The 16,714-nt window shown below is 63.0% G+C and carries 16 protein-coding genes and 1 pseudogene; 6 read left to right on the plus strand and 11 right to left on the minus strand.

The features are described 5' to 3' along the window. Positions 1–101: 101 nt before the first annotated feature. Together J7E80_RS01250 and J7E80_RS01255 are read left to right on the plus strand one after the other, a co-directional pair. Entirely contained in the window at positions 102–500 is a 399-nt protein-coding gene (locus J7E80_RS01250) for a hypothetical protein (protein WP_215049661.1), read from the plus strand. Positions 501–746: 246 nt separating this feature from the next. After that, the gene (locus tag J7E80_RS01255) at positions 747–2,663 is read left to right on the plus strand and encodes a S8 family serine peptidase (RefSeq protein ID WP_311380734.1); all 1,917 of its coding nucleotides are present in this window, start codon (positions 747–749) and stop codon (positions 2,661–2,663) included. A 52-nt stretch (positions 2,664–2,715) separates the two neighbouring features. Here J7E80_RS01255 and J7E80_RS01260 read toward each other — a convergent pair whose 3' ends face one another. Then, positions 2,716–2,949: a hypothetical protein gene (locus J7E80_RS01260; RefSeq protein WP_215049662.1), complete on the minus strand. Its 234-nt coding sequence runs from the start codon at positions 2,947–2,949 to the stop codon at positions 2,716–2,718. Positions 2,950–2,975: 26 nt separating this feature from the next. After that, positions 2,976–3,152: a hypothetical protein gene (locus J7E80_RS23560; RefSeq protein WP_251036293.1), complete on the minus strand. Its 177-nt coding sequence runs from the start codon at positions 3,150–3,152 to the stop codon at positions 2,976–2,978. Between the two features lie 396 nt (positions 3,153–3,548). On the opposite strand from J7E80_RS23560, the gene J7E80_RS01270 reads away from it, so the two are divergent. The 3 genes from J7E80_RS01270 to J7E80_RS01280 all read left to right on the plus strand — a co-directional run bounded on the left by J7E80_RS01270 (position 3,549) and on the right by J7E80_RS01280 (position 7,207). Then, positions 3,549–4,058 (plus strand): GNAT family N-acetyltransferase, encoded by a 510-nt coding sequence (locus J7E80_RS01270; protein ID WP_215049664.1) that lies wholly within the window; start codon positions 3,549–3,551, stop codon positions 4,056–4,058. Positions 4,059–4,829: 771 nt separating this feature from the next. Beyond that, positions 4,830–5,150: a hypothetical protein gene (locus J7E80_RS01275; protein ID WP_215049665.1), complete on the plus strand. Its 321-nt coding sequence runs from the start codon at positions 4,830–4,832 to the stop codon at positions 5,148–5,150. A 284-nt stretch (positions 5,151–5,434) separates the two neighbouring features. Continuing rightward, positions 5,435–7,207 (plus strand): glycoside hydrolase family 55 protein, encoded by a 1,773-nt coding sequence (locus tag J7E80_RS01280; protein ID WP_215049666.1) that lies wholly within the window; start codon positions 5,435–5,437, stop codon positions 7,205–7,207. 512 nt (positions 7,208–7,719) lie between these two features. Here the strand turns inward: J7E80_RS01280 and J7E80_RS01285 are convergent. The 9 genes and pseudogenes from J7E80_RS01285 to pdhA form a co-directional block, all read right to left on the minus strand. Further along, complete coding sequence (locus tag J7E80_RS01285) at positions 7,720–8,958, minus strand: MinD/ParA family protein (protein ID WP_215049667.1); 1,239 nt, start codon at positions 8,956–8,958, stop codon at positions 7,720–7,722. Between the two features lie 219 nt (positions 8,959–9,177). Beyond that, positions 9,178–9,324, minus strand: a complete 147-nt coding sequence (locus tag J7E80_RS01290; RefSeq protein WP_215049668.1) for a hypothetical protein — start codon at positions 9,322–9,324, stop codon at positions 9,178–9,180. Between the two features lie 186 nt (positions 9,325–9,510). Further along, positions 9,511–9,792 carry a hypothetical protein gene (locus tag J7E80_RS01295; RefSeq protein WP_215049669.1) on the minus strand — a complete coding sequence of 94 codons (282 nt, stop codon included), beginning with the start codon at positions 9,790–9,792 and terminating at the stop codon, positions 9,511–9,513. A gap of 103 nt (positions 9,793–9,895) precedes the next feature. Then, positions 9,896–10,711 (minus strand): MBL fold metallo-hydrolase, encoded by an 816-nt coding sequence (locus J7E80_RS01300; RefSeq protein WP_215049670.1) that lies wholly within the window; start codon positions 10,709–10,711, stop codon positions 9,896–9,898. 104 nt (positions 10,712–10,815) lie between these two features. Further along, positions 10,816–11,157, minus strand: a pseudogene (locus J7E80_RS01305) (EAL domain-containing protein); the annotation flags it as partial. 152 nt (positions 11,158–11,309) lie between these two features. Continuing rightward, positions 11,310–11,573 carry an EAL domain-containing protein gene (locus tag J7E80_RS24535; RefSeq protein ID WP_396020715.1) on the minus strand — a complete coding sequence of 88 codons (264 nt, stop codon included), beginning with the start codon at positions 11,571–11,573 and terminating at the stop codon, positions 11,310–11,312. A gap of 514 nt (positions 11,574–12,087) precedes the next feature. After that, positions 12,088–13,674: a dihydrolipoamide acetyltransferase family protein gene (locus J7E80_RS01315; RefSeq protein WP_215049672.1), complete on the minus strand. Its 1,587-nt coding sequence runs from the start codon at positions 13,672–13,674 to the stop codon at positions 12,088–12,090. Between the two features lie 4 nt (positions 13,675–13,678). Further along, positions 13,679–14,791 (minus strand): alpha-ketoacid dehydrogenase subunit beta, encoded by a 1,113-nt coding sequence (locus J7E80_RS01320; protein ID WP_215049673.1) that lies wholly within the window; start codon positions 14,789–14,791, stop codon positions 13,679–13,681. Then, positions 14,788–16,050, minus strand: coding sequence for a pyruvate dehydrogenase (acetyl-transferring) E1 component subunit alpha (pdhA, locus tag J7E80_RS01325; RefSeq protein WP_215049674.1), 1,263 nt, complete (start codon positions 16,048–16,050; stop codon positions 14,788–14,790). Before pdhA ends, J7E80_RS01320 begins: the two co-directional genes overlap by 4 nt. Before the next feature lie 159 nt (positions 16,051–16,209). Here pdhA and J7E80_RS01330 point away from each other — a divergent pair, with 159 nt between their 5' ends. Then, a complete protein-coding gene (locus J7E80_RS01330; protein WP_215049675.1) occupies positions 16,210–16,674 on the plus strand; it encodes an Lrp/AsnC family transcriptional regulator in 465 nt (154 codons plus the stop codon). The last annotated feature ends 40 nt before the right edge of the window (positions 16,675–16,714 follow it).

Consider the following 16,714-nt stretch of genomic DNA (forward strand, 5'->3'; position numbering starts at 1 on the left):
TTTCGTCTTGATCACGTCTTGATCAAGTGCTGATGCGTTGTTGACCCGAAGCAGATCGTTTCCTGAGCCGTGCACGGCATGGTTATTGCTACTCACCGCATATGACCGGCACCGTTCGGAAGAAGACAATGGCACTTCAAGGAAACGAAGCCGTATTTTCCGTCTCCCGGCTGCTTCGCCTCGCCGAGGACCTCGAAAGCAATGACATCGCCATCAGCTATGCCGCCATGTACCTAAAGATGCTTCCCGGCAAGGTGGACCAACTCCTATCCACGCTTCGCGCTGGTGACATGCGTGCGGCCATGGACGTCGTGCTCAGCCTGAAGGTCCGGTCGCACATGGTCGGCGGGCTGGCGTTGGAACGGTCCTGCCGCCTCCTGGAACAAAGCCTGCGCGACGGCGATATCGCCGCAGCGGCACGGGCCGCCGACGCGGTCGTCAGGGACAGCGTGAGGCTGCAGCTGGCACTGGAGGAGTTCCTCCAGCACGCTGAAGACTGAGGGGCTGCGCAGCAAACCCGAAGGATTCGCGCAGCAAACTCTTCAGGTCACCAAGGATTGCCACAGGATCGAAGCAGTTCGAAGACCGCTCGCCGGAACCGCCGCTACCCTTGAAGCAAATAGATAGCAGCTGCGGCCCGGTGGCCGCCCCATCGTCTGAGGGGCCCTCAAATTCGTTCTCCGTCCTGTCTCCGTCCTGCCCTGGCAGCACTGCTGCTGACAGCGCTGTCCGCACCTTTCGTAGGAGTGCCCGCCGGAACGGCGGCGCCGACCGCTGCGGAAACCCCGACGCCGGCCCCTGAGTCCGGAACAGCCCGTTACCTCGTGCGCTACGCCCCCGGGACGGACGTCGCAGCGAAGGCGAGGACCATGCGGTCCCGGAACATCGCCGTCGGACGCAGCTTTTCCCAGGCAGTCCGCGGCGCCGTTGTCACAGCTACCCCCGCCCAGGCTGCCGAGCTGAAGCGCTCCGGCGAGGTGGCCGCGATCGAAATCGATGCGCCCGTGACGGCCGCCGAAACCCAGCAGCCGGCACCCTGGGGACTGGACCGCAGCGACCAGCGCACCCTGCCCCTGTCCGCTTCGTACACGTCAGCCGTCTCCGGCAGCGGGGTGAGCGCGTACGTGATCGACAGCGGGGTTCTCGCCTCGCACATCGACTTTGGCGGCCGGGTCGCGGCCGGCTGGAGCGCGGTTAAGGACGGCCTCGGGACGGGCGACTGCAGCGGCCACGGAACACACGTGGCCGGGACCATCGCAGGCAAGACGTACGGGGTGGCCAAGGCCGCCACGGTGATTCCGGTGCGTGTCCTGGACTGCAAGGGCGCCGGGTACAACTCGGACGTGGTTGCGGGACTTGACTGGGTGGCGTCACACCACCAGGCCGGGACGCCCGCCGTCGCCAACCTGAGCATCGGCAGCCCCGCCAGCGCCATCGTGGACGCCGCGGTGCAGGGAGTCATCAGCGACGGCGTCACGGTCGCCGTCGCTGCCGGAAACTCCGCCAGCGACGCCTGCAACAGCTCGCCAGCACGGCTGCCCGCCGCCCTGACGGTCGCCGCGAGCGATTCTTCGGACCGGCAGGCGTCCTTCTCCAACTTCGGCAGCTGCGTTGACCTATACGCGCCGGGCGTGGGAATCGCATCGGCCGGCATCTCCTCGGCGACGGCGACGGCCACCATGAGCGGGACCTCGATGGCTTCCCCGCATGTGGCCGGTGCCGCAGCCCTGCTCCTTTCCCAGAACCCTGCACTGAGTCCGGCCGACGTCGCCGCGAAGCTCCTGGCGGACACCAGCCAGGGCGTGATCGCGGCCCCGGGCGTCGGCACGCCCAACCGCCTGCTCAACACCGAGGCTGCCGTTCCTTCCCAGCAACCCGCTGCCCAGGAACCGGCTCCCGTGGCCCCCGCACCCCCAGCGCCCGCGTCTTCCGGCCCATCCATCGGAAGCGGGGCGGATGTCGTCGCCGCAGGATCGGACGGCCTGCTCTGGAACTACGGTGCAACCGGCCAAGGCAGTTTCCAGCCGCGGAAGAAGATCGGCGCCGGCTGGGCCGGGCTGTCCAAGGGGTTTGTGGCCGACTGGAACACCGACGGCGTCTTCGACCTGGTCGCCCAGTGGAAGGACGGACGGCTGAGCGTCTACCCCGGGAAGCCCGGCGGAGGATTCGGCCCTGTCCAGGCGATCGGCTCAGGCTGGGGCAGTTACCACGTGACAGTCGGCCGCTGGCGCACCGCGGACAGGTATCCCAGCATTGTTGGCTACGACGCCGCCGGAACGCTCTGGCACTACGGCAACAGCACCGGATCCACGCTGGCACCGCGCACCAGGATCGGAAGCGGCTGGGGCGGCCTGTACCTCACCATGGCGGACTTCGACCAGGACGGGGCGCAAGACCTCCTCGGTAAACGCAGCGACGGCGGCCTCCTCCTGTACCGCTCCAACGGGGCCGGCGGCTTCAAATCCGAATCCCGGCCCCGGGTTGGCAGCGGCTGGAACACCATCAACAGCATCACCAGCGTGGCGGGATTCCAGATCGGAAGCCACGGACTCGTCAGCCGGCTCGCCGACGGCAGGCTCGCCCACTACCCGTTCAGCAGGGGGACCTGGGGTACGCCCACCATCGTCGGCTTAGGCTGGGGCGGCTACAACATCTTCCGATAAGCCCGAAAAAGGCCCTGGAGACAATCCTCCAGGGCCTGGGTGAGAATCCGGTCTAGCTTCGGTCAACGGCTCCGGTATCACCGGCCTCGCGTGCACAGTTGGCGCAGCAGTACATTGCGCCCCCGCTCTCGATCCCGTGTCCGATGATGCGGCAGCCGCAGTGGGAACAGGCCGGCGCCATGGCATGGATGGCGCACTCGAAGCTGTCATAGGTGCCGGTTCGTTCACCTCGGGTGATGGTGAAGGTCTTGTCGTAGTCGTTGCCGCAGGTGTCACAGATGGCCATGGTGTCTTCCTTGGTTCTGTAGGGATTCAGTCGGGGAGTCTGCTGGCGGTCACTTTGAACTCTTCCACCTCAAGGATCTCGATTTTCTGCTCTTCGCTGGTCGCGGAGCGGAGCTTATTGGCTGCCTGCTGGCTGGCGGTAAGAGTTTCCTCGCTGTCCCACAACGTGATGGACAGGGCCTTGTCGGATCCGGTTCCGTTCAAGAAATAGGCCCCCTTGCATCCAGGGATTTCAAACAATTGCTTGAGGATGTCCTCCGACGGGCCCTCGGTGCTTGACTCCGGGCTTGTTCTGTAGGTGCTGACTCGCGCGAACATCGATTTTCCTCCAATATTCCCTAGCGGGAGCCCGCCTGCCGCTTCAGCCTTCACCGTTGGGGTCGGGCTGCTGCCGGGCGGAACACGGCTTGGCCAGCAAGCGTTACCGGGGCGGTGTGGCTCCTTCCATTAGTAGGCGCCGAAGCTTGTTCGAGCACAAGAGGAAAATGCTGCCGGAATGGGCACGCCCGCTGGCCGCCGAGGGTCTTCCCCCGCAGGCCGGAATGCCCCACACTAGGCGCAGGAGTCATTCCCCCCACACCGGCGGAAGGCAGATCAACCATGGTCCATCTCATCTCCTTGGCGGCTCTCGTCCGCCCGCAGGAACTCACGCCCGGCACAAGCATCCACCGGCCCGTGCAACCCGCGGATCTGGCCGAATTGACTGACCTGTATCTTCGGTCCTACGCCCCCGAAGCGGACCGACTGGACGCGGAAAAGGCAGCCGGCAGGATCAGCCGGATCTTCGGGGGAACGCACGGAACTCCCATCCCCCAAGCCTCCCTTGCGATGCTCAATGCGATGGGACAGATCACGGCAGCCATCCTCGTCACGGACCGCAATGTCGGCAGCACCGGCCCGGGAACGGCCTTCATTGCTGAGCTTTTCACCCATCCTGACCACCGCAGGCAGGGCCTCGCCGAAGACCTCCTGCGCCGCGCGATGAATGTCCTGCACACACTGGGACACAAGACCGTTGCCGTCACCGTGCACAGCGGTAACGCCCCCGCCCTTGCCCTGTACCTCTCCAGGGATTTCCGCCGACTCACGCAGCGGGCTGGGGACGACTAGCGGCTCCCGCGTAAGGTGGATCTGTTGCCGGAAGAACGGCTGGCGTCATTTGTTCCGGCCGGACCAAGCCAGAAGTACCGATTGGCGCCGAAGGTATTAGGGCATGGTCTGCAACCGTGTCAGCTGACCAGGACCAGCACTCCTTGGCAAAGCACCGGATCCGGTGTTGATAAAGTGGGCTCTAAGGCTTTTGCTGGAGCAGCCTAAGGGGGAGTGCAATGCCGGGTATGCGCACGGCTGTAGTGATTGAAGATGACGCGGGTATCAGAGGGCTCGTTCAAATCAGTTCTGTCCACAGCCGGAATCAAGGTCCGGTTGGCCGAAACAGGGACCGGCGGCGGCGTCGCCGCGGTCCTGAAGCACTCCCCCCGAACTCGTAGTCCTGGACTGTGGTCTTCCCGATATCACAGCCTGGAAGTAACCCGACAGATCAGGACCTTCAGCATGATGCACATTCTCATGCTCACCGGTCACGGGGAGCTGGCCGAGAGCCTGACAACCGCGGGCGCCAGCGCCATCATGACCAACCCTTCCGCGTGCGGGCGCTACGGGAGCAGCCCGAAAAAATGCTCGGATTACAGCTCGAGGAGCAATAACAACGGCTGTCCTGGCCCGTCTGCTTCAATCCATTAAAAGGCCGTAACGCTCAGGGCTCAAGAAAGAGGTCGTGCTTGTCATGAGCGCCCACATCCTCATAGCCGTTGCCTCTGCTCACTGATGGGTCCATTCCTGTTCAGCGGTCGCCTCGCTTTCCAGACCCGCGTTGCCGGAATGGAAGACATCCTTGGCTTCGGGAGTATGTATTTAATCTCCAATGCAGGGGCAATCATCATCCCAGCGATGGCCATCGTCCTCCGCAAGGCCGGCCTGGACATCCCCAAGCTCGTCATCTTCCTCTCGGTGATCGTCTCCTTTCTGGCCACGAATCCGTTCATCGGATCTACCGAGCTCGGGTACTTGCTTCTCGCCGCCGCGTTAGGGCTAGTCTTCGCAAAAGTCAAACGCCGAGCGAGGCTAGGACTCAACAAACCCAAGTCCGTTTTGAACGGTCACTACCCTCCAAGCCTGTGCGTCCGCCGCTTAGACAAGTAATACCTTGTTGGGCCGAGTACCAATGCTTGAACGCAAGTGCCCCAAGCTAATAAGTCGAGTAGTCACCACGCTGGTTTAGGCAATTGCAAGGAAATAGCTTCTAAAGACGATAGTTTATGAGTTGCTGGAGGCCCTCAAAATGTTGTCTCTTAGAACAACAATTCTTTGTGTCTGGTCACGGTGCCGTCATGGCTAGTGAGACTGGAAAAGGCGTCAGACGCCGCCGGGTCCTCCGGTTTGGAACATTAGCAGCCGCATTCGGTGGCGCGTCGGCAATTTCAGCCATGGGAGCGCAGAGCACGCTAGCCGCCCCAGGGGATAAGACCCCATCTGGCGGCACGTACGTACCCGTTGCGGAAAAGGGTGCGGCGTCGGGTGTAGCGACACTGGGCGCCGACTCGAAGGTCCCGCACGCCCAACTGCCCGATCTTTCAGCCATTTATGGCCTCGCCGGTCGTGGGATCTACAACGCCAAAGACACCGCTTATGGGGCGGTGGGCGATGGTGTTGCGGATGACACCGCTGCGCTCCAAGCTGTATTCGATGCCGCCCCGCCTGGTTCTACGGTTTGGCTGCCGCCGACGAGCTCGAGAGCGTCGTACAAGATCACAGGGACGATCAACGTCACCAAACCCAACATCACGCTTATGTCCGTTGGGCGGGCCTACGCCACGCAGATCAAATGCACCACCCCAGGCGTGACCATGTTCAGCGTCAAGGAAGCCGGCTTCATCGTGGACGGTGTAACTGTCGTGGGCAACGGCAGCCTCAACGGCGCAGGGGCGACCGTGAACGGCTTCGAACTGTTCGGGGACGTTGACGGCAACGTTGACGCGACCTTCCGTGGCGAAACGGCGCTGCTGTTCTTGAACACGGCCCTTCGCGTGCGCGGCCGGAATGTCGTGGTGGACGATTCAGTCATCATCACCTCCTCCCTTCGCGGCGTCCTGATCGATGGGAGGGATGCCGCCTACCACACGGGCCCCAATGCTGACCAGTGCCGGGGCCACTATATCGGCGCACGCTTCCACAACCTTGGCGCGGATAACACCACGGCGGGAATCGAGGTGCTCCCCGCCGCGAAGATGCTCCACGCCGTACTGGCGCCCAGGCACATGGACTCCAATGGGTTCGGCAAGCACATCGTCCTCACTGGCACGTCCGCCAACCCCTGCAAGGGGGTAACTGTTCGGCCAGTCAAGAACACTGAGTGTTCGGCAGATGTCATCACGGGCACTTACCTGTGGAATTCCGTGATTGATGCCCGCCATATCGCGGGCGACACCACGTCCACTTCCTACGGCTCCGGGATCCTACTGGACAACGCCAACAACGTGGATATCATTAGCCCGAACATCCTGCAGATCGGGAACCACGGGATCAAGATCACTAACTCTACGGGTGTCCGGATCCGGCAGCCGCGCATCAAGGTCACGGGCCTCAACCCGTCCGGCGGGCCATACGACGGAATCAACATTGATTCCGCCAGCACCAACATCATGATCGATTCCCCATACGTGGAATCGGCCACCGGATACGGCCTCAACGGCTCACCCACCATGTCAAGCCTTTCCGGCGGCAAGTGGGCCACCAACGCACTGGGCAATATCAACTCGAACACGCTCCAGAACGTCACCACGGAAGGTCTGAACTCCACGCTTGAGGGGCGCTTCGGGAAGATCGAAGATACAGGGCGGCAGTGGTATGCGCTGCCCGCCGCGACCCCCTACCGCGTGGCCATCGTCACTGTCGATGTCGCCAACGTCGCATACTTGCTGGAGGTAAAAGTAACAGGACTCGACGACGCGACCCCGGACTCATACCTGTTCGCCACTCGCTATGTGAAGAACAACCGCGGCGCTCCCATTTTCGTCCCGATCGGAACGGACATTGCATCGGCAGGGATGGGCCTCACGCTCTCAATGTTCTCCAGCAATGCCATCAGCATCATCCTCACGTCCAAATACCCGTCTAGGGTTGGCGTCACGGTGACGGCGGCAAATGGCGGCGGTTCATCCGGCCTCGCCAAGCGCGGAGTGTCAGTCGCCATGCAGTAGGAAACAAAAAGACCGGATAGGCGCGCCCCCGTTCTCGTGCCGGTCATAGTGGCCCGGCACATGACCGGCTGCCACGTCCCTCGCCTAGGGCTATTTGTGGTCGTTGACCGACGGCTTGATCAGGTCGTCAAGGATCAGGCGTTCCCGGTACTTCAGGCACAGGAGTTGCATGATGTCGCCAAGGTTGCCTCGTGCCCGTCCAGAAGCAATAGATGACGTTATCCACGGGCGCCGCGCTCGTGGCCTTCGCTGGCTCCCCATCGAGAAACATCCCAGGAAAAGGCCCGCGCTGAACGCGTACGGCTTCATCAGTGAGAGCGGCCGGTAAGTAAGGTTCGCCCCGGGCACAGTGGCCCGCTTAGCAGCAACGCGGGGCGTGTTTCCGGAGAATGAGCAATCGGTGCTCGCCTGCCGGGCAGTAAGTAGAGTCCATGCGATATCTGGCAATCAGCTCGATCTGACAGCAACATGTTCAGCCCCAATCTGCAAGGCGAAATCGCCGTCCCCAGAAACTACCTGTACCCATCCACGATCGCGGCAGCAATCTCCTTGTAAGCCCGCCGCGTCTCCGGCTTCAGCACGTCCAGAGTCACCAGGTCCCCGTCGGCCACTCCCCTGTCGTGCGGCACGGCGATAAGCTCGCGGCACATCCCGGCGAGGTGCTCTTCGATGGCGTCCTTGTCCACACGGGAGGAGACCTCGTCCTTGTCGGTGATCACCACGATCGCGTTGCGGGCAAGCTCCTCGTACCCGTGGCTGGCGAGCCACTGCAGGGTGCTGCGGGCGCGCTTGGCCCCGCTGACCGCATAGCCAGCGGCGATGATCAGGTTGTCCGCTGACTGCAGGATCCCGCTCATCGCGTTGTGGGTCACTCCGGTGCCGCAGTCGGTCAGCGCCACGGAGTAGTAGCTGCCGATCAGCTTCCGGATCCGCAGATATTCCTCGGCGGTGAGCGAGTCCGAAACCTCCGGGTCCTGCTCGCCGGCGATGAGGTGCAGCCGGCCGGAGTGGTGCATGTAGCGGGACAACTCGGTCAGCGAGTTGATGGAGTCGAGATTCTTGAGCAGGTCGGTGATGGTACGCGGTGTGGCCTGCTGGTAGATACCCTCGCCCAGGGCGCGCTCCACGAGGTCGCCGGAGTCCGGGTTCGCGTCGATGGCGCATGGCGGGTCACCGCGGAACTCGGCGAGGGTCAGGCCCACGCCCACCGTGCTGGAGGTCTTGCCGATGCCGCCCTTGAGGCTCAGCACAGCGGTGTTGAAGCTGCCATGCAGCTGGCGGGAGATGCGGCGGGCCAATTCCTCCTCCTCGCGCTCCAGCGCGCTGGGGCCCATGTTCCAGGAGCCGCCGGTTACCCGGTACAGGAAGCCGCGGAAACCGCGCTTCGGGCGCGGCTTCTGCTCACGGACGAACGACGTCGGCAGCGCGGTGGCGTCGGACACCGGCACTTCAGCCTCCGTCCCAGGAGCATACGGCGGCGGTGCTGCCGCCGGCCTCCGGGACGGCGCTGGCGGCGCTTCAGGCGAGGACGTGTCGGCAATGGCGTCCGCCACAGCCGCGGCCTCCGCCCAAGATGAGCTGCGGACCGGAAGTGCAGGAGCGGAACTGGTGTTGGGTGTCACGGCGTCGAAAGATCCTGTCCAGTCGTCGGAGTCGCTGCCATCGCGGCGGCGGGCACGGCGGCGTCGCAGCTCGGGCTGTTCTGTATTGATGTCTACTTCGGCCATCTGGTTATCCGCTGCTTTGGGCATGTTCAGTCCCCCCGGACTCACAGCGGCGTCCCGCTGCGCTTGTCGATCGGCGTGGTTCAAATAGCCATTCTAGGCGTTGGCGCATGTGCCGCTGTCATCAGGCGCGGACGAGGGCAGCTCCAACGACGGCAGCGGTCAGAACCAGGAGGATTCCCAAGGCAATGTAGCTCCACCACTTGGGGCGCCTTCGGTGGGGATTGATGTCGATGTACGGCAGGACTACTCCACCCGGGCAGGGAAGGAACGGGACACAGCAGTGGCTACCGCCCGGCGCTTCAGCCACAGCAACGCATAAAGGCCGGCGAATGGAAGCAGGAGGCTGCCCAGCAGGGCGCAGAGCGCGAAGACGTAGTCGGGAAGTGCCACGGTAACCTCCGGGACGTTGAGACCTTGGATACAGCCGCACAGTTTTTGGCGGCGGCGACAGTAACTGACAGATAGATCCCCCATAGATCTGTGGTCAGACTACTTAGCAGTTAACGTCGCTGTCCAATAGACACGCTCAAGAAAGGCCACGTCCCCGCATTGCAGAGAACAGGTACGGGACGCCTGTCAGATCTTTTCGTTGACACTCGGCGAGCCAGGGGCACCGTGGACACGGGCAGCGCGCCGTCCCTTCAAACGGCCAAGGGACTGCAGATGCGGCAGACCGCTGTGCCTGCCCGTAAGCGGGGGCAACGGAGCCACGGGCAACCCGGAAACGGGAGAATGGGCGCCAATTTCCTGGCCGGGCATGTCCTGCTGGTCGAGCCAGGACGGCTGGGGCAGAGGGTCATCAGCAATGATGTTCCGCTCGACAAACTTACGGATAGCACCTCGGATTCCGGTATTCATGCACTCAACCTAGAGTGCCGGAAGACCACGCCCCAGAGTAGCCTGTACCTGTTTTTCAGGCGCAGTGGCTACTGTGTGCCACGCAGCATCTGAGTACTCAGCTTCAATGCTGGGGCCGCGTCTCCTGCAGGCGCTTGATGAACCAGCGCGACTGCTCCGGCCCGTACGGCAGCACGGGAATGGCCTTGGTAGCGTCGGAGGGAGTGTCCCGGATTGATTGCCGGGCCTGCCGCACGGCCGTGGTCATGGTGTCGGCCATGGTCTTGACAAACCGGTCGCTGCACGGCTCGCCGTGGCCAGGGATGAGGAATTCGTAGCGGTGCCGCAGCGCCGAGAGGTGGCGCAGAGAGTCGGCCCATTTCTCTGGATACGCGTCCTCGAAGGAGGGGTGCGCCCCCTGCTCCACCAGATCTCCGGCGAATAGGGTGGTGGCTGTGCCGACCAGCAGGTCACCGTCCGTGTGTCCGCGGCCGAGGTAGAACAACGTGGTGGTCTGTCCGCCGAGATCAACTAGGACGGGCTGGTCCCGGACGAGGGCGTTGGGAACTACCAGTTCCACATTGTCGCCCTCGCCGGCAGCCATCTCGGGCTCCAGATCGGCCACGGCGCTCCGCTGCGCGTCTCCGTTTTCACCGATCTCCTCGGCGCAGTTCTCGTGGGCCCAGAACTCGATGGCGCCGTCTTCCGCAAACACTGTGTTGCCAAAGAAGTGGTCGTAGTGCGCATGCGTGTTCACGACGACCAGTGGCAGTCGAGTCTTTTCGCGCACCGCGTCGAGAATTTCGCGACCCTGTCGCGGCCCGCATCCTGTGTCGATGACCATGGCTCGTTCTGTTCCTACGATCAGGCCGGTGTTGAGCTTTGCACCAACCGTGGTCAGCACGTAGTTGTCCGTGCCGACTTCGACCCATTCTGACATTCGTTCTCCTTACCACTGGGTAGCATCTACGATCTTCAGGCTTCGATTCTATGCATGACAGACCGCCCCCATTTGAGCTAATGGCGGCAGACACAATAGGGGAGCTACAGTGGGCTCACAGTCTGCGTGGCGCGTGCGGTCCACTTCGACCAATCACGCGGATGAATGGTGGGCCTGCCCAGGTGATATCCTTGGCCAGCCTTCACGCCCAAGCGGGTGGCTGTGGCAAGTTCGGCTTCAGTTTCGATTCCCACAGCAATCAGCCCAGCGCCGGTGAGCCTGCCAAATTCCACCATGTCCGCGACGAGATCCTGGAGGCGGCACTCCCGCTCAATTCCCGCGATCAGGCTCCTGTCCAGCTTGATGAAGTCAGGCCGCAGGCTGCGGACATGTCTCATCGATGCCGCGTCGGAGCCGGCATCGTTGACGGTCAGCCGTATGCCGGACTGGCGGAGAGGTTTTTATGCTGCAAGCAAGGGTTCCAGCTCGGACGAGGCGAAATTTCTCGTCAGTTCCAGCACCACGCGGTTTGCAGCGCGGATGGACTGCTTCAACAGGTTGGGCAACCGCGAGTCGAGACATGTTGGCGGGGAAAGGTTCAGCACAATGTAGAGATGCCGGGAAGCTTCTGCATGGATCGGACCGCAGATTCCAAGGCGGCAATTTCGAGTGAAACACCGAGCCCGGCAGCAGCCGCCCCGTCGAACCACACATGCGCACTGTCCCCGTCTTCACTGACGAAGCGTGTCAGAGCTTCCGCACCTACTACCTTCCGGCTGGCTAACTCGAAAACGGGTTGCAAGGCGGTGACCAGCATTCCGTTGCTAATAACTCTCTCAATGCTGGACGGGCTGCGACTCACAGACGCTTTCCCTGACGTCGCTTCCAAGGTCCCATGCTGCCCTGACGCGTCAGCGGGACCCGGGTGGGAACCCGCATCTACCCGGGCCAATGACCTAGTGTAGATCAAGTGCTCCTGCAACGCTCAGGACGTCCCGGATAGGCGGCCACGTGCTCGCGGAGACGTTTTCTGATGTCAACGCCCTCCGGGTCGGTTTCTGAAAGAACGGCGTCTATGATCTCGTAGGCCTGTTCCCGCAGCAGTGACGTGTCAGCATCCGTGGGCGGCGGCAGGCCCTGCGGGCGCCCTCCAGCTAGGAAATAAGCATCATCCCCAGACATCCGCTATCCCTCTTCCCGTTCCAACTGAGCGCGAGAAATTCCCGTTCCAACTGAGCGCGAGAAATTCCCGTTCCAACTGAGCGCGAGAAACGGCCCTTATCCGCTGCCCAACAGGCGGGAAAGCACCGCTTGCTTCTCAGCCTACGACCAGGAAAACAGATCTGTCTCTAGCTCGACCCCACCCGGTCGACGATTCACATGTCGGCCAGTACGGAGCCAGGGTTCTCTATGGCGTCGGCAACATAGCGGAGGAATCCGGCAGCCGTACCCCCATCACAGACACGGTGGTCAAAGGTCAGGGTCAATTCGGTGACCTTGCGGACTGCGAGCTCCCCGTTCACTACCCAGGGCTTGTCGATGATCCTGCCAACGCCCAGGATCGCAACCTCCGGATAGTTGATGATCGCAGCGGAGCCATCCACACCGAACACGCCGTAGTTGTTCAGCGTGAAAGTGCCGCCGCCCAGCTCAGCGGGTGTCGCTTTGCCCTCACGTGCGACGGAAGTCAGCCGTTTGATCTCTGAGTCTAGTTCCCGCGCGCTGAGCTTGTCCGCCCTGCGGACCGACGGAACCACCAGTCCCCGGTCAGTCTGGGCGGCGAACCCGACGTTTACGCCGTCGAATGCGACGATCTCCTGCTGCTCGCCGCCTGAGGTATCCTCCGCGGTAACGATCCTTGTATTCAGTTCCGGATACTTTTTTAACCCAGCTGTGACAAAACGAGCAATGAAGGCCAAAAGGCCTGGAGTGTCGTGAGGTTGCGCCTTTTTGAGGGCGGACCGCATTTCTACGAGCGCGGTCGCGTCCACATCCACCCAGACTGTTGCTTCCGGGATCTCTGTCCGGCTGCGGGTCATGTTCGCAGCGACGGCTTTGCGAACGCCTCGGACCGGTGTGCGGCTAGCAATGCTGAGGCCTGTGCGGGGATCGATCGGGCGGCCGCTGGTTTCGACAGGCTCAACTTGCGGGCCCGATGCGGTTTCGACGGGCTCAACCAGCGGTTTGATGGCCGCTTCGACAGGCTCATCCGCCCAGCTAGGCTTGGTTTCGACGGGTTCAACCAGCGGGTTGATGGCCGCCTCCACGTCACGGCGCATAATCAAACCACTCTCGCCAGAGCCCTGAAGATGACCGAGGTCGACGCCATGCTCCTTGGCCATTCGACGGACGAGCGGCGAGATGACTGCTCCCAGTTTTCCAGGCACGCGGGTGCGAGAGAGAAGGCGATCGTCGGCGGCAGTGGTGAACTTCGCTTCGGGGCCTTTGGTTTCGGCAGGCTCAACCAGCGGGGCGGGTCCACCCAGCGAGGGGAATGTTGAGCGGCGGGGCCTGGTTCGGCGGGCTTGGCCGTGGCCGCCTGGGGTGCCGTACCCGATGAGGACGTTGCCGGAGCCGGCTTTTTCTTCCTCGCGGTAGGTTTCCGCTGCTGCTTTGGCTTCGACGCGCTTGGTCTCGACAGGGGCTTCGACAGGCTCAACCAGCCGGGTCTCGTTTACGGCAGGCTCAACCGGTGGGATCCTCGTTTCGCCAAGCGTATCCAGTGGTGTTACCGAGATCAGGGGCTTGCCGACGTCCAGGGTCTGGCCTGGTTCGCCGTGCAGCTCGGCGACTCTGCCGGCGTACGGAGAGGGGACCTCGACCATCGACTTGGCCGTCTCCACTTCGGCGATGGGCTGGTCCACGTGGATTTCGTCGCCTACAGAGACGAGCCAGTTCACGAGTTCGGCTTCGGTGAGGCCTTCGCCCAGGTCCGGGAGCAGGAATACTTTCGTTTCGCTCATCTGATCAGTCTTCCCATTGGAGGTCGTCTACGGCGTCGAGGATACGGTCCACGCCGGGCAGGTAATAGTGTTCGAGTTTCGGTGCCGGATACGGGACGTCGAAGCCCGTCACGCGGCGGATAGGCGCGGCCAGGTAATGGAAGCAGCGCTCCTGGACTCTGGCCACGATCTCTGAGGACACCGAGGCGAAGCCATGTGCCTCGGCGATCACGACAGCGCGGCCGGTCTTGCGGACGGAGGCGCAAACGGTTTCGTCGTCGAAGGGGACAATCGAACGGACGTCAATGACTTCCAGCGATCGGCCTTCCTCTTCGGCCGCGGCAGCGGCGGCAAGGGCGGTCGGAACGGACGGCCCATAGGCAATGAGCGTTGCGTCGGTTCCCGTGCGGGCGACGGCTGCGCGGCCTTCGGTGGACGTGCCGCGCTCGATGTTGGCTTCGTGCTCGTTACGGAGAGCCTCGAGGTCCACCAGGTCTTTGGACCAGTAGAGCTTCTTGGGCTCCATGAACATCACGGGGTCGTCCGAGTCGATCGCCTCCCGGAGCATCCGGTAGCCGTCGGCCACGGTAGCCGGGGTAAAGACCTTCAGTCCCGCCGTGTGGGCGTAGTAAGACTCAGAGGAGTCGCAGTGGTGCTCCACTCCCCCGATCCCGCCGGCATACGGAACACGGATGACCATGGGCAGCTTGAGGGCGCCCTTCGTGCGGTTGTGCATCTTGGCCACATGGCTGACGATCTGCTCGAAGGCCGGGTAGGCGAAGGCGTCGAACTGCATCTCGACGACGGGACGCATGCCGTTAATTGCCATCCCGACCGCCATGCCGACGATGCCGGACTCTGCCAGCGGCGTGTCGAAGCAGCGCTGCTCACCGAAGGTCTTGGTGAGGCCGTCGGTGATGCGGAAGACGCCGCCCAACGTGCCGACGTCCTCGCCGAACACCAGGACGGACTTGTCCGCGTGCATGGCGTCAACCATGGCTGTGTTGAGTGCCTTGGCCATGGTGACGGCTTGTGGCCCCGTGGCCGCCGCGGTGGCGGCCGCCGAAGCAGCCGCACGGGCGGTTGCGGAGCTGACGTTGCCGTTGGCCTCGGAGGAAGTGGTAACTGTGGGGCTCATTTTGCGGCCCCTGTGTTGGTTGAGCCACCAGCGCTGGCTTCACGTTCGAGTTCGTCGGCGAGCAGGGCGGACTGTTCTTTGAGCTGCGGAGTGGGCGTGGAATAGACGTATTTGAAGAGGTCCTGCGGATCCACCGGGACGTCCTCGCTGAGGCCGTTGCGGAGCTGAGCGGCAACTGCTTCCGCTTTCTCAGAGATTCGGGATTCGGCGTCGTCGTCCAGCAGCCCCTTGCCGGCGAGGTATGTCCTCATCCGTGTCAGCGGATCGCGGGCCACCCACTGGGCGACTTCGCTGTCCTGGCGGTAGCGGGTCGCATCATCCGCATTGGTATGGGCCTGCATGCGGTAGGTGTGCGCCTCTACCAGCAGCGGACCGGAACCCTCGCGGGCCAGCTTGACCGCCCGGTCCAGCACAGCGAGAAGGGCGACGACGTCGTTTCCGTCCACCCGCTCACCGGCCATGCCATAGCCGACTGCCTTGTGGGCGAGCGACGGAGCGACGGACTGGTGGGCGAGCGGCACCGAGATGGCGTACTGGTTGTTCTGCACGAAGAACACCACGGGCAGGTGGAAGACGGCGGCGAAGTTCAGGGCCTCGTGAAAGTCTCCTTCGCTCGTGGCGCCGTCGCCGCACATGGCCAGGACCACGGTGTCCTCGCCGCGCAGCTTCGCCGCATGGGCAACACCGACGGCGTGGAGCAGCTGGGTGGTGAGCGGCGTGCACTGGATGCCGACCTTGTGCTCGGCGGGGTTGTAGCCGCTGTGCCAGTCGCCGCGGAAAAGGGTCATCGTCTGCACCGGATCAACGCCGCGGGCCATGACTGCTACGGAGTCGCGGTAGGTGGGGAACATCCAGTCGCCTTCGGACAGGCAGAGGGCAGCTGCGACCTGGCAGGCCTCCTGGCCGTGGCTGGACGGGTAGACGGCCATGCGGCCCTGGCGGACCAGGGCAGAGTTCTGGTCGTTGACGCGGCGGCCGACGACGAGCTGCTCGTAGGCAGCCAGCAGTTCCTCGTCGCCGGGCAGCGGGTACTCGTGCCCCGGCTCGGTGCCCTGTTCGGAGTGCGGTTTGAGGTTGCCGTCCTGGTCCACCATCTGGATCTGATGGCGGGCCGGGAGCAAGTAGTCCTCTACAGTGATGCCGAACTTGCGCACGGCCTCGGCAACAGGGCCTTCAACGTGAAGGTCCTCATCTTGGTCCGGCAGCCGCCGGTCCTGTGCTGCCCTGTCCCGGGCAGTGTGGTCCGCGGAGATCGTCATTGGTCCGTCCTTCTGTAGCCACTATTCATTCTCAGTATCAGCCCGCACGATGTTTCGTATCCAGTCCCAGCGCAAATCGTGGAGAAGTTCGAAGGACTGCCCTAATCTGAAAGACGAATCGTAAGTGTGATCTGGATTACCGACAGGAATAGTAGACAAATGGCTGGAGCAGAGCCGGACCAGGTTGCGGTGCCACTGGACGACGTGGACCGGGACATCATCGCGGAGCTAACGCGGGATGGACGGATGTCCGTGACGCAGGTGGCCGAGAACGTCCACATCTCCCGGGCGCATGCCTACACACGGATTGCCCGGCTGACCGGCGAGGGCGTTCTGACGAAGTTCACGGCGCTGGTGGATCCGATTAAGGCGGGGCTGAAGTCATCCGCGTATGTGACGTTGAAAGTGCGGCAGCATTCCTGGCGCGAGCTCAGAGAACAGCTGCGTGCGATTCCTGAGGTGCACCACATCGCCCTGGTGGGTGGGGACTTCGATGTCATCCTGCTGGTGCGGGCCGTGGACAACGTTGATCTGCGACGGGTGATTTTCGACCAGCTGCAGTCCATGCCCGGGGTCCTGGACACGCAGACGTTTCTGGTGTTTGAGGATGTTGATACGCGATAGCTGCTCATTCCGGCGATCAATTGTTCTCGCATTGAATCCA

It is taken from the genome of Arthrobacter sp. ISL-28, assembly GCF_018613875.1.
Lineage (GTDB): Bacteria > Actinomycetota > Actinomycetes > Actinomycetales > Micrococcaceae > Arthrobacter.